The following is a 14236-nucleotide window of genomic DNA, read 5'->3' on the forward strand; positions in this document are numbered from 1 at the left end:
CCCTTTCTAAGCCTTGAATAATAAAGAATTTACAATCGTTCCGGCAATGGCTGCCGCCGCCGCGGATGCTGGGCTCATCAAATGAACCATCCCGCCCTTACCCATTCGGCCGTTGAAATTACGGTTGGTGGTGGAAGCACAGACTTCACCTTCAGCCAGCACCCCGTTGCTCATGCCCAGACAAGCACCACAGGTGGGATTGGTAACACAGAAACCGGCATCCTGGAAAATTTCGATGATGCCTTCTTTTAAGGCCATCGAATAAATAGCTGGAGTAGCCGGACTGACAATGGCACGGACGTTATCGCTGATTTTTTTGCCTCTTAGAACCTCAGCAGCGATGCGCAGATCTTCAATCCGGCCATTGGTGCAACTGCCGATGTAGATCTGATCGACTTTGGTGCCGGACACCTCAGCCACAGTTTTGACCTGATCGGGCTTGAAACCAACGGTAACCATCGGTTGCAGTTCCGAAACATTGTATTCCAGCACCCGTTCGTACTCGGCATCAACATCGGAAACCCATTTGGAATAATCAGCCAGGGCGTCTGCTTTGGTGGCAAATTCGTCCTGAATGAAATCCCAGAGATAATCGACTGTCGTCATATCCGGATAGCAGATCCCGCAGGTGCCACCAGCTTCGATGGCCATATTGCAAAGGGTCATTCGTGATTCCATCGACATCGCATCTACCACTGGACCAGTAAATTCAATGACCATATTAGTAGCGCCGTTAACAGTCAGTTCTTTGATGATAAAAAGGATCAGATCCTTGGCGTAAACGCCGGGTTTTAATGTACCAGTGAGGACAATTTTAATGGTTTTAGGAAAATGGAAGGCACAGACTCCTTTTAAGATCCCAACTTCCAGATCAGTCGTACCAATCCCGGCAGCAAAGGCCCCAAAGGCTCCATGGGTACAGGTATGGGAGTCTCCCATGATGATCGTATAACCTGGCCGGACAAATCCCTTTTCCGGGAAAATCGCATGACAAACGCCATTTTTGCCGATATCGAAAAAGTCTTTAATCTCATGTCGTCTGGCCCAGTCCCTAAGGATCTTTCCCTGTGCCGCGGTTTTTGAATCTTTGGCTGGGGTTACATGATCAATGACGGCCTTGATCTTGGTGGGGTCAAAAACCCGATCTATCCCTCGAGCCATGAGATCGGTGATGGCAATTGGAGTAGTGATTTCGTGACAGAAAACCCGGTCCAGTTTTAATACATGTGTATCTGGAAACGGCTCATCTACCCGATGTGCATCAAATATTTTTTCTGCTATTGTCTTACCCATTTTAATCTCCTTCTTATGAAAGCTTTCTTAATTTCAATATGAATACTATCTATTATGACACAAAGCTGTAAATAGATCAATAAACCTGAAAAAAATCAATCTTGATCGTTGAGAAATTCGAATTAAAATGAAATCTTTTTTAATTTATCCCTTGACTCTAACCTAAGGTCATAGTTTATGATAGAATCAGGTAAGGCAAAGCCAAACCGAAAACATTCAGCAAGGAGACGAAAATGAAAATGACGGTTAAGGAAGTGGCAACGCTTACCGGAGTCAGTGTGCGCACCCTTCACTACTACCATCGTGAGGGAATTCTGATTCCCAGTGAGATCACACAAAATAAGTATCGATACTACGACGCAACCAATTTATCGCAGCTCCAGAATATCCTGTTCTTACGGGAGCTGGATTTTTCAATTCAAGAAATCAAAGGAGTTCTGGCCAATCCCGATTATGATGAAATGGATGCTTTTAAAAAACAGCGCCACCTGCTGATGCTTAAACGACGCCGTCTGGACAAACTGATTGCCTTGCTGGAGCAAAAATTAGAAGGAGCAAAAACCATGAATTTCAAACCATTTGATATGACCGAAATTGACGCGAACAAGAAGCAATATGAAACCGAGGTTAAACAGCGTTGGGGCAAAACTGACGCCTACAGCCAAAGTCAGAAAAGAACCAAAAACTATACCCCTGAAAACTGGGAAGCAATCCACAACGAAGCAGAAGCCATTTATGCCGGTTTTGTCGCAAATATGGACAGGAAATCCTCAGACCCGGCGGTTCAGGATCTGGTCGCCCAGTGGCAGGCCCACATCTCCCGGCACTACTACGACTGTACTAAAGAAATTCTATCCGGACTGGGGCTGATGTACATTCATGACGACCGGTTCAAGAAAAACATTGACACCCATGCTGAGGGCTTGGCCCAGTTTATGAGCGATGCCATTGGAATTTACACCGATTAATAGGGATTAGACCCCTAATATAATGTTTTTACACTTATTTTATAGAACTATTTTGGGATTTTTCAACAATTTTTCCCGAGATGGTTCTTTTTATTTTTGCCAACTTCATTCCAATAATTGCTCCAGCCAATTATTTTTGCATGCTCAATGCTACTTATCCTCAAAATTTAACAACTGCCACGAAATCTTCATAAAATCGTAAGCATCTGTTAACATAAAATTCACATTCATCTGTTATTATTAATTCATTCAATCGATTCCCTATCAATGAGAGACGATTGACCCCAATATAAATAATTAGTCCTTTAGTCAGTCACCTGGACTTTACCGGAAATAAAAATCTAAAATAATAGCCAAACCGATTTGGCGGATATAAAAAAAAAAGGAGACTACAAATGAATCAGTTAATTTCAAACAACTTATTTTCTCTATCTGAACTTGAAAAAAAAGTGATTAATCTTAATCAATCACAGATTAAGCAACTCTTTGAACAACCGCAAAAAACCTGCATGAAATTCTTAAAAAGCATCTGGACAGAAGTCGATATTGAAAGTCACTGTAAACTGACAACTATTGATTTTGATACGGTCAAACGAACCGAGGATATTTTGATTCCCGAAACCAATGACGCTCAATGTCATGAATGCCTCAAGGCCAGTAAACATAAACTATCTGCATTTGAGCAACTATCTCTTTTTAACTACAACCTGGCCATGAATGACTTTGGCGATGGTAAAATTAAAGAATCATTTTCCAGTTACGATCACTATTTATAGCTTTTTCATAGATCACTATTTAAAGCCTTCTCTTTCTTGTTGCATTAAGTAGAAGTATCAACAATTCACTCAATATTCCACGTAAAAGCCCCCCATTTTGTAATAATGGGAGGCTTTAATTGGTTATCTTTTAAGAAAACCGTTCTATTCTTAATGATTCATACACCTTTTACCACTTCTGGTGCACTCGGTTTAAGTGGATTTATAAACAGATATAGAACACAGAAGATGCCCAGAACAACCGTCCCCACCATGATCGGAGCTGTTACAGCGTCCCCAGTGATGGCTGCAATGGCGCCGATCCAGTAGGTTGATAAAAATCCAAACAAATTCATACTAGCCATAATCATTGATACACTTAAAGCCATTTGAGACGGTTTAACTGTCATCGAAATAATCATCATGTTGGCCGGTATCAGTGTCGACATGGCGATCCCTTCAAGAAAGACACCAAGTGTCAAAATAAATATATTTGAGGCAAATACGACCATAGCCAATCCGACAAAACCGAAGGCATAGCCCACCGCCAGAATAAAGCGGCCGGAAACCTTAAATACTTTTCCAAAAATCGAGCCAGCGATCATCCCACCAATGGTCAAAAGTGCTAGGACAATCCCTGCAGTTGCCGTGTCTCCTAATCCCCGTTCAACAATCAGCGTGGACATATTAACCAACATGGGATAAATTGACAAAATGTAAAGGCCAAATACCAGTACGATAATAAACAGTTTAACCGGCAATTTTTCTTTGGGAGCCGCCTGACTTTCAGCTGTAACTGGAATTGATGGTGGCTCTGGCAGGAAAAAGATTACAATAATCAGTGAAACAATACCCAGTGCATGCGGTAAAAAACTATAGTTCCAGCCGATCCCAGCAAAATAACCGCCCAAGAATTGGAGTACCATTCCGCCAATGTTCATAGAGAGTGTAACCATTCCTGTCATCGTTGCGACTTTGTCGCCTTCGTATACCCCCATAACCAATGAATTAGCCAAAGGCACCACCATTCCAAGACCTATCCCGAAGATGGCACGTTCTAGCAATATTACAGTAAAGTCAGTTGCAAAAAAGGGGGCTACACCGCCGAGTACAAAAAGCGACATCCCAAAAACTGCCAAAGTCCGGTATTTTACTTTGCTACCGGCTACGGATCCGGCAATCAGGGTAGCTGGAATAACAGTTAATGAGGGTAAGGTGGATACCAGCAGAAGCGTGGTAATGGGTAAATCCGAAAACTGCACAAAAATTGCATTAAGGGCAGGGGTAATGGTGCCGACACCCATTCCAAAAAATGCCATGGCCAAAATTGCAAAGGTTGAGATAGGTTTTACTGTTTGATTCATTTTTTTCCTCCTCTTAAACATACTTAATGTTTTTACGAAATGAGACTAACAAAGCAAGTCCTCACCTTTACCTCCATTTCTTTTGTTGTTACCATTTAAGTGCATAATAACAACATATTTCCCATTTTAACGAGGATTATCTTTGATTAATTCTCCCGGTTTAAATATTTTAACCGGTTCAGTATTTGTATTGTAATCGGTTTTTTACGAATTGTCAACATATTTTAAATTAATTTAATTTGAACCGGTTCATTAAATTATACTTGCATCCATCAACTAAAAACGTTAAAATTAAATAATAGCTTTAAATAACAACATGAGAGAGATGACCATGAATAACCAGAAAGAACAAATTCTCCAGGTGGCCAGCCAATTATTTTATGAGCAGGGTTATAAAAAAACCTACCTGGATCAAATTGCCGAGATCTGTGAAATTACCAAACCTTTAATTTCTTATTACTTTAAATCAAAATCCAGCTTAGCCCGGGCAGTCAGTGATACTTTCCTGTTTGAACTAAAAAATAAAATCGCTTTTAAACTATATACCGATTATTTCAAAGGACGAAAGGCTGATCTTCAAGTCAGTACCGCGGTAGAAATTCGGCTCTATAACCTGATGTTTCTCACCGATCCTAATGCTATGCGGTTTTTGAAAGAACTAGCTGACGACAAATATGAAGATCTGTTTAGTCAAGATAGCATCCGACTCTACAAAATTCATGATCGCCGTTATCATCTGGATATTCATGATGATACCGATGAGCTGGCAATGATTGCCAATGCCGCCCGAGGCGCCTCCTTTTCGGTTTTATGGGCCTACGATCGTGGTGAATTTAATTGCACCCAGGAAGATTGTCTGGATTATATCGCCCGACTCAACTTCATACTGATGCATATTGATAAAGCTCGGATTGATGCCATTCTGGCAGAAAGTAAAGAGGTCATCAGACAGGTTCCCTTTTCCTTCAAGCCTTATTTCCAAATTGAGTAACACTTAGTCATAACCACAAAAAACTCTCGGATTCACAATCGAATCCGAGAGTTTTTTACGTTCAAGTGAGTTAAATTAGCTGTTTCCGATCCAGTATGGCATTACCAATAAATGACATCACCCCTACACAAGCGAGCCCGACGGCCGCCAACAAAAATTTAATTTCAATGTTGCCACCAGCAAAATTAGCGACCCCATTAGAAACGATGGGTGAGACAAAGATCCCCACACTAGTCGAAGCCGTGACAATCGCAATCGCTAATGAACTAATAGAAGGATGTACCGCATTGGCTGCAGCAAAGGTTCCCGCCGGGTTGATGGTCGCCAGACAAAAACCACAGCACATGGCTCCAATAAACAGTGATGGCAGATTGCCCAGGACAAAGATCAGTAACATCCCCGTTCCACCGACGAGTAAGGATGCCGGAATCACCAACTTTTTTAAAACCCGCTGCATCCGTCCAAAAAATATACCAGTAAGCATTCCCGATGCCGACATCGCGGTGTTGATGAGTCCACTGGTAGAGGCATCTCCCAAACCCTTACCAGCGACATAGAGGGCAATATTTGTTTGAAAGACAAACAGAAAGACTCCAAACAAAAACATGGTCAAGGCTGTGAAATAAACTCGGGCATTAAGCTTGGCACTTTTTTGGATGTGTTTTTCTTCGACATGAGCTGGCGGATTATCTTTAGGCAGATTTTTCATGACAATAACAATTACCGGAATAAAAATCAGATAAACCAGATAGGACATTTGCCAGGAAACCCCAGCCAGCATCCCGGAGCTAAATAGAAGTACCATGCTACCACCATTGACAAAGGCTGACTGAAGACCCATCAGAGCACCACTTTCCTCCGCCACAAAGTATTCCGCTATTAATGCCATCGACATCGTGGCGTTCATCCCCTGAGCAACCCCCAACAGCAAACTGCAGCCCAGCAGCACATAAATACTGGTTGAACCAAAAAACAGGGCGATCATCCCCCCGGCCAGGCCGCAGACCAGACCAAAAATCACCAGGTTTTTCTTTGGCAGACGCAGCGATAAGGGCCCTGATGCAAAGGCAAACACCAGCCCCATCAATGCTGGAATGGTTAAAACCATCGAAATCAGCGACGGGTCCACCCCCACAAAATAAGCTTGAATATCAGCCAGAATTGCTGAAGCGGTCATCGATATCATCAATAATGATGATATCGACAGAATTGCAAGTTTAATTTTTCTCTTTTCCAAAACTTCCTCCCAATAATAATAACGTTTCTTCACCCGATAATTTCATTTATCACATTTATTTTACCGGTTAAATTTAGTGTATTATATTACATCATGATTTTTCTGTCAACGTGTTCAGTGTTAACAAGAGTCTACTTATGGCTACAAACCTTGAATTTTTCCTGAACTACGCAATATTTGTTTGTCACCTAGCCAATTGTCACTCACAGATTAATACCCTGGAAGAAAAGCTAAGGCTGTCTGCCCAAAGCAAACCAAAAGTAGATCTGATTCCAGTTGATTGTCTTTTTATAACGACATGAAAGAAATCCTTACCAAAACAAATATTGCGATAACGAAAGCCGGTCACTATGCCCATATTTTTTAATCAGACTGGTTATTTGTGACAAAAAAACACTGGTTTTTCTTTCTTTTAGCTTCAGCGCATGAAGAAAGCCTAAAAAGCCGTATTCAACAAAATGCTGGTTGAATACGGCTTCGTTTTACCTAATTTTATTTTTCAATGCTCATAATTCGTTGTATTTACTTATTTCGGTCGTTAAGTTGCTTTCTGATTCATGTGATTCATTTCCATCGTTTAGATTGTTAAAAAACTCATTCCAACCAATCCATTGAGCGCTTAACGGCTTTATCCCAGAACGCACATAGTTCCTGACGCTTTTCTTCACCAATTTGTGGTTCGAATCGTTTTTCAATTTTCCAGAACTCGCTTATTTCTTCAAAACTATCCCAATAGCCGACTGCTAAACCAGCAGCATAAACTGCCCCCAGGGTAGTGGTTTCGGTAATGATTGGCCGCTCAACAGGAATTCCTAAGATATCGGCTTGAAACTGAAGTAAAAAGTCACTTTTTGCGCCACCGCCGTCAGCCCTGAGTTTTGTTAGTTTAAAGCCGGATTTCTTCTCCATCACATTAAAAGCATCCTTCACCTGGAACGCCATCGATTCCAAAGCCGCCCGGGCAATGTGATGCTTGGTGGTGCCTCTGGAAATACCAATAATGGTACCTCTGGCATAGGAATCAAAATAGGGTGCCCCTAGCCCCACAAACGCCGGTACAAAATAAACCCCTAAACTGTCTTCCACTTGAAGCGCCAGTTCTTCCGCTTCTTTTGCGTCATTTATTATGCCCAGACCATCCCGCAGCCATTGGATCACCGCACCTGAAACATCTGCCATTCCTTCCAAGCCATAATCCGTTTTTCCTTTAGCACTCCATAAAACCGGTGAGAAAAGACCGTCGGAAGGGGGAACATAAGTATCTCCGGTATTCATTACCATAAAAGACCCGGTGCCATAAGTGTTTTTAGCCATGCCTTTTTCCAGACATCCCTGACCAAAGGCAGCCGACTGTTGATCACCTAAAATCCCGGCGACCGGAATTTCGGCCCCAAAGAAAACAGTGGGGTCGGTCAGCCCGTACACCTCACTGGAGGTTCTTAGTTCTGGCAATATTTCTTTGGGTATCTGCAATTCATTGAGAATCCATTCGTCATAGTCAAGGTTTCTGGCATTTTGTAGCAGAGTAACTGATGCATTAGAATAATCCGTTACATGAACACGGCCTGCGGTAAGCTTCCAGACCAGCCATGTGTCAATGGTTCCATAAAGCAATTCGCCCTTTTCGACTCCGGCCTTAACCTTGGGCTCATTGTCCAGAAGCCATCTAATTTTAGTTGCTGCATCATTAGGAACAATGATCATCCCGGTTCGATCCACAATACCGGCTCCATCTTTGGCTTCTAATGCTTCACAAATAGCCAAGCTCCGTCGATCCTGCCAGACAATCGCCCGACAAACTGGCTGACCTGTATTTTTATCCCAAAACACGGTCGTTTCGCGCTGATTGGTAATACCGATGGCTTCAAGGTCTTCTGGCTTGATGTTCCCATTTTTTAGTGCCTCAGCTACCATTTTCAAGGTAACCTCCCAAATTTCATTGGCGTCGTGCTCAACCCAGCCGGATTGAGGAAAATGCTGGGTAAATTCTGAATAAGCCTGTGAAATAATATTAACTGCCTGATCAAAGATCATCACCTTTATACCAGTTGTTCCTTCGTCAATCCCTAAAATATATTTCATCTGATCCTCCTTTATTTTTTGTAGACAACGTTCCCTCTAAAAATTGTCATCTCAACACCAATATCTTTGATAGTTTCGGGTGAATCTTCCAGCGGATTTCGATTCAAAACGGTGACATCCCCACTTTTTCCGGGGCTTAAGCTACCGCGTATTTTTTCCTCTTTTGCGGTAAATGCACCATCAATGGTGAATAACCGGATTGCTTCAAAGGGAGTGATGGCATTCTGGCGATATGGTGGATTCACCGCCGCATGGATCCCCATAAGCGGATTAATTGGCGTCACATTTGAGTCCGATCCACCATTAACAGTGATGCCAGCAGTAATAAAATCGCGAATCGGGTAGGCCCGTTGGTTTCGTTCTGGTCCTACCCGATTTTCATAAACACTACCCGGTCCTCCGCGCAAATAGGTAAAGGCTGGCTGAGTAGAGATCACCACACCGAGAGCAGCCGCCCGGTTAATGTCTTGTTCATCAGGAAACCCAAAATGTTCAATCCGAAAGCGATGATCAGTGACCGGGTAGTTAAGCAGCGCCTGTTCCAGACAATTTAAAACCTGGGCAATCGCCCGTTGACCAATGGCATGAAAACCCGTTTGCAAGCCAGCTCGATGAGCGGATTCAATATAGTTGATAATCCACCCATCGGAGTAATAGAGTTCACCCAGGATACTAGGATCGTCAGCATAGGGTTCATTAAAAGCAGCCGTTCGTGAACCGATAGAACCATCCAAAAGAATATCGGTGCCGATTATTTTCAAGTTTTTTTCCACCACATTTTCCACCGCAGTGGTGCACCAGTGGAGTACCACATGAATCGGCAAGTTTTTTATTATTTCTAAAAATACTGGAATATCCTCATCTGACGACAAATCCCCGCCTTCCATTGCATGAATCGTGGTTACACCCTTTTCCACCGCCATTTTTGCAGTATGACGAATGGCCTCTTCCCGCTGTTCCCAGGTTAACTTATCAAAAAAATATTTTCGGGCATGGGCATTGGCCAACGCATGAAGTCTTCCCGTCAGGTTCCCATTATTATCCCTGCTCAGCCCTTCTTCATTTCCAGTAAACGCCATGATTTCCATGGCCAGGGTATTCACCTGGGTATAATGTAATCCCCGATCAATGAGATACACAGGCCGTTCACCAAAAAATACATCCAGTTCCTTAGCATTCGGTGGCCTTTTCTCAATCAACCGGGATTCATCCAGTCCGTAGCCAAATACCCAATTTTCTTTCTTGGCTGATTTTTTCAGTTTTGTTATCACTTCATTAATGGATTGACAGTCAAACAAATTGATGCCTAAAGCTGACAAGCCGGTGCTCATCATGTGAACATGACAATCATGAAGACCGGGCAAAAATGTTTTTCCCTCCAGATCAATCATCTCTGCTTTTTCCTGGACGGCCAGTTTTTTTATTTCTTGACTACTTCCGATTTTTGTAATTATTCCATCGCTGATATAAATACCCTGGCATAGAGGTTGCTCTTTATCCATGGTGATACCAACTCCATTAATGAGGGCAAGTTTATTTTCCATTGCCGACTCCTTCCTCATTCTGTTCAATATGGTTTTAACTATCACAGGCGACACGAGGTCGCCTGTTTTTTTATCTATTCGAGTATCTTTTTAACTTCAGTTGCGACAGCTTTTCCCAATGTCGAGTGGCCACTTGCATCCAGATGCAAACCATCAATAGCGCTAACTTTGGCAACTGTTCCAGCATCAAAGAAGGCTACTCCCCGACTTTCTGCCACACCTTTATAAAATTGTGCCATTTGAACCGATTTTTCTCGGTTTCCTTCAAACATATACTTAAAAAGACCATCTTCGATCGGGCCCAGTGGTGGCGGTGCAATGAATAACACCTTTGGTCCCTTGGCACCGAACGCGCCGATCTGTGCCAAGGTTTTATCCAGAATAATGCTGGCGCCATTGGCAATATCCTGGGCGGTAACGGTATAACGACATTTTAAATCATTGGTACCAATCATAATAATGACTAAATCCAGCGGGGCATGGGAATCCAGCAACGGAATAATATGGTGCTTTCCACAACGATATTCTTCAATGGGATCATCCCAAACGGTGGTCCGACCATTTAAACCTTCCGGGATCACTTTATAGTCATTGCCCAACTCTGCCTGCAATACTCCTGCCCACCGAACTTCATCTGGCCACCGCTTGATCACTGAAACCAGGTCATTGGATGGATCCCACCCCCAGGTGTTTGAGTCACCAAAAATCATCACATTTTTCATTCGTTTTTCCTCCACTTATATAAATTTTTGATACCAATTATAATGGCTTCAGCATTCCAGATTCCAGAGTTCCCAATTACTGGTAGCTACAGCCGCAATCCCTGTTTTGATGGCAGCGCTGATCTGCTCACAAGTTGTCATTAATCCCCCTAAAATAATTGGTGCTTGAGTTTCTTTTTTTATGTCACCAATAATTCTTTCCGGAATAGTTCCCGGCATTAGAATGACCACATCGGGTTCATGTTCTTTGATGCTCACAAGGCCAGTTCGACACGCATTTGAATCGATCACAAAAAATCCAAACGCTGAAATCAATCCTGTTTCTTTGATATACTTCACACAGGGGGATTTCATCGTAATGACACAATCCACACCACAGTTAGCCATATACTGAATACCCATTTTATCTCGGGCAATTCCTTTGATTGAATCCTGATGGACCATCACTTTTTTTCCGGAACGATGGATATGACTAACTAATTGGGGCAAAGTATTGACATCTCCCAATTTGAGCATAATCCAATCAGCGTCGGTTTTTTCCATGGCATAGAGTAACTCTTTCCGTTGATGTACAGAAGGAATGACCGATTTAAACCGTAATGTCTCAGACTTATTTGTGACCATAAATTTCACCTGTTTCTTTCATTAAAGACTCTCTTTTTTCTTTGCTAAGCATGAAAAAAGTCCGCATCATACAAAGGACACAATCCAGTCAATCCTGTTTGCTTCATCCTCAGTATCATACGGACATCTCTTAAACTCTTGTCCAACACTATTCTATTGTAATGGTTTTCTTTTTAAATTTTATAACTTTTTTACCACGGTGTCAATAGCTAGTATGTTAAAAAATAGCGATGATGGGCTCTGGCGATCATCCGCAAATTCTAAAAAAGCCGCAGCAACCTTTTGGGGTTGCTACGGCTTTTGATCGTTTGATAGTAATTTTCTGGACTTATTCGAAATGGACTCGGGTTACATCAAACCGGTCTTTCTGATCAGCTTCTGCAACCGGGTAACCAATTGGAATAATGGCGTAGGGTGTCAGATGATCCGGTACCTTTAACACGTTTCGGACATTTTCCATCCGGTCTGCCAACGGTGCAATACCAATCCAGACAGCACCCAGACCCAGTTCGGTGACTTCCAAAAGTATATTCTGGGTACAAGCAGCCATATCAATATCGGCAAATTCCGGCATCATCATTTCTTTACGGTAAACTGGTACAATCGCCATGGCGGCATCCTTGATGCATCCACCATAGGGACTACAATCAGCCAGCGCCGCCATGGTTTCTTTCTTTTTAACCACATAAAACTCCCAGGGCTGTTGATTGGCAGCTGATGGGGCGGCCATCGCGGCTCTTAGAATCGCATCAATTTTTTCCCCTTCCACTTCTTTATTTTCATACTTTCTAACACTGGTTCGACTAAAAATTGCACTCATTTTTTTCCTCCAATAATTTTATAATTGTAATTTTGTGATTGCATATGTCTTACTTCTATTCATGTTATCATTTTACCAATGATTTTCAAAAATACAAGTATACACGTATTAGTCACTTACTACCCAAAATGATAGTAAGTATCCATTATAATTTAAAAGGAATCCCTAATGACCGAAAAAAACATTTCTGAACCAATTTATAAAAATAATGACAGCTGCCGATCCAGATAGGATACCTGTTTGGCTTCTTTGATAACATCTTCTGACATGGCATTGCCAATTAAAAAAGGCGAACTTGGATCGTGGTTTTTCATGTTGTACTTAACCGTTTGGTCATCGTGATTGGCATAACAGTATCGACAACCATGACCACAGGTATTGTAAACCCCGATATCGCTGCCCAGCAGACAGTCACAGCCTGTCCGACTATTATGACGGTTTTTGGGTACTTTCAAACTGACTCCGATAGCGCGCTCCAACACAGCCTTTGTCATACAGCCGTAACAGTCAACCCCATAGGGTTCCAGCTCCGTTCCTTCACAACAGGTCCGCAGCGTCATCTTATTTTTTCCGGCGATAGCGGCAAAAGTCTGTCCGATTTGAATGCGTTCTGCTGCCGTGACCGCCTGAACACCATTAAAATTACGCCGGGTTTTTTTATAAAGATCGATAAAGCTAATCACCGCCTGATCAGTATAGCCGCTGAGGCTGGCGGCCATTTGCTCAAAGCTTTCCAAATGGAATTCCATCGGATATTGTTCCGAAATAAAAATCGGATCATAGCGCCAACCCACGGCCCGAATCCCCACCGCCTCGGACAGTCGTTTAAAGGACTCAATGACCTGGACCTTGTCCGGCACATGGGGTTCAATGTCCCGGCCATAGGGGGTAATAGTCACAAACCAGAACTGTTTAAAAATACTGATTTCCGCCAGCCGGTCAAGCATCGGAGCCGGATTTTTGGTGCAGAAAGCCAGACAATCGACCACCTCCGGGCTCAAGCGGTATCGGATGACCTGCTGGGGATAATAGGGATTGCGAACCATGACATCACCTGCCCGGATACGATTATAAAACCACGCGTTATAAAATGCCGGAATATCGGTGCGATTGCCGGTGTTTAAAATCATCTTGCCGATCCTTCCCGATATACCACCAGCCCAAAATACGTCACCTTATCTGCACCGTTGTTGTACTTCATTCCCAGATCTCGACTCAGTTGGACTACATCAATTCCTGCTGCTTCCAGAGATGGAATCGCCTCATCTGGGAACCGGCATGGCTCATCATCAAGAATGGCGCATTTTTCACAGATTCCACAGGTTCCCGCTGTAAAAAAAACACCATTCTGATGATCTGCTTTTGCCTTCCTGTTAATTTCCTGAATGATTTCCCGAAAGGCAACTCCAGCCGCTACCATCCCTTTATAATCACTGCGTGACTTGATCGGATAGGCTTTCGAAAAGACCAATCCGTGATCATACTGTTTAATCATCTGGCGATAATGATCCAGATTTCCCACTGCCGGTGGACACATGTGATTCTTACCATAAAATCCGCAATAATTATCGGCACAACGATCACGCACCTCCTGGGTGATCTGAATGTCTTTGATATCCTTAAGTTCTGCGATCTCAGTAAATTCTCCCTGTTTTAGATAATCTTTCATTCGTGTTTCCTCCTATTTGAGCCTGCTCTTTAGCCATATCCAGCTTTGACTATTAGTTCTCATTACAATTGTAGGTGGCTTGCGGTTGCAAGAAGCAATAACCTATTTTAGCATTAGGATCGTGTAACAACAAGTTTAAATCGTTAATCGGTTGGTTCGTTTATCTG

13 protein-coding genes are annotated in these 14236 nt (G+C 42.7%); 3 read left to right on the plus strand and 10 right to left on the minus strand.

Features of this window, described 5'->3' with window-relative positions:
- Positions 1-6: 6 nt before the first annotated feature.
- The gene (locus DOZ58_RS05240; RefSeq protein WP_111887352.1) at positions 7-1293 is read right to left on the minus strand and encodes a 3-isopropylmalate dehydratase large subunit; all 1287 of its coding nucleotides are present in this window, start codon (positions 1291-1293) and stop codon (positions 7-9) included.
- A 233-nt stretch (positions 1294-1526) separates the two neighbouring features.
- Between DOZ58_RS05240 and DOZ58_RS05245 the strand changes: the two genes are divergently transcribed.
- On the plus strand, positions 1527-2261 hold the full coding sequence (locus tag DOZ58_RS05245; RefSeq protein ID WP_111887353.1) for a MerR family transcriptional regulator: 735 nt from the start codon (positions 1527-1529) through the stop codon (positions 2259-2261).
- A 395-nt stretch (positions 2262-2656) separates the two neighbouring features.
- On the plus strand, positions 2657-3037 hold the full coding sequence (locus DOZ58_RS05250; protein WP_111887354.1) for a hypothetical protein: 381 nt from the start codon (positions 2657-2659) through the stop codon (positions 3035-3037).
- Between the two features lie 158 nt (positions 3038-3195).
- Here DOZ58_RS05250 and DOZ58_RS05255 read toward each other — a convergent pair whose 3' ends face one another.
- Positions 3196-4380 carry an MFS transporter gene (locus DOZ58_RS05255; RefSeq protein ID WP_111887355.1) on the minus strand — a complete coding sequence of 395 codons (1185 nt, stop codon included), beginning with the start codon at positions 4378-4380 and terminating at the stop codon, positions 3196-3198.
- 331 nt (positions 4381-4711) lie between these two features.
- Here DOZ58_RS05255 and DOZ58_RS05260 point away from each other — a divergent pair, with 331 nt between their 5' ends.
- Positions 4712-5371, plus strand: coding sequence for a TetR/AcrR family transcriptional regulator (locus DOZ58_RS05260; RefSeq protein WP_242988611.1), 660 nt, complete (start codon positions 4712-4714; stop codon positions 5369-5371).
- A gap of 70 nt (positions 5372-5441) precedes the next feature.
- Here the strand turns inward: DOZ58_RS05260 and DOZ58_RS05265 are convergent, their stop codons facing one another.
- The 8 genes from DOZ58_RS05265 to DOZ58_RS05300 all read right to left on the minus strand — a co-directional run bounded on the left by DOZ58_RS05265 (position 5442) and on the right by DOZ58_RS05300 (position 14069).
- The gene (locus DOZ58_RS05265; protein WP_111887357.1) at positions 5442-6608 is read right to left on the minus strand and encodes an MFS transporter; all 1167 of its coding nucleotides are present in this window, start codon (positions 6606-6608) and stop codon (positions 5442-5444) included.
- A gap of 594 nt (positions 6609-7202) precedes the next feature.
- Complete coding sequence (gene glpK, locus DOZ58_RS05270; RefSeq protein WP_111887358.1) at positions 7203-8690, minus strand: glycerol kinase GlpK; 1488 nt, start codon at positions 8688-8690, stop codon at positions 7203-7205.
- A gap of 11 nt (positions 8691-8701) precedes the next feature.
- Positions 8702-10234 (minus strand): amidohydrolase, encoded by a 1533-nt coding sequence (locus tag DOZ58_RS05275; RefSeq protein ID WP_111887359.1) that lies wholly within the window; start codon positions 10232-10234, stop codon positions 8702-8704.
- 74 nt (positions 10235-10308) lie between these two features.
- Positions 10309-10956, minus strand: coding sequence for an SGNH/GDSL hydrolase family protein (locus DOZ58_RS05280; RefSeq protein WP_111887360.1), 648 nt, complete (start codon positions 10954-10956; stop codon positions 10309-10311).
- A 48-nt stretch (positions 10957-11004) separates the two neighbouring features.
- Positions 11005-11580, minus strand: coding sequence for a glycerol-3-phosphate responsive antiterminator (locus tag DOZ58_RS05285; RefSeq protein ID WP_111887361.1), 576 nt, complete (start codon positions 11578-11580; stop codon positions 11005-11007).
- A 328-nt stretch (positions 11581-11908) separates the two neighbouring features.
- A complete protein-coding gene (locus tag DOZ58_RS05290; protein WP_111887362.1) occupies positions 11909-12400 on the minus strand; it encodes a nitroreductase family protein in 492 nt (163 codons plus the stop codon).
- 197 nt (positions 12401-12597) lie between these two features.
- Entirely contained in the window at positions 12598-13530 is a 933-nt protein-coding gene (locus DOZ58_RS05295) for a DUF1848 domain-containing protein (protein WP_111887363.1), read from the minus strand.
- Positions 13527-14069 (minus strand): DUF2284 domain-containing protein, encoded by a 543-nt coding sequence (locus DOZ58_RS05300; protein ID WP_111887364.1) that lies wholly within the window; start codon positions 14067-14069, stop codon positions 13527-13529. Before DOZ58_RS05300 ends, DOZ58_RS05295 begins: the two co-directional genes overlap by 4 nt.
- Positions 14070-14236 lie beyond the last annotated feature (167 nt).

The sequence above is a fragment of the Acetobacterium sp. KB-1 genome (genome assembly GCF_003260995.1).
GTDB classification, from domain to species: domain Bacteria; phylum Bacillota; class Clostridia; order Eubacteriales; family Eubacteriaceae; genus Acetobacterium; species Acetobacterium carbinolicum.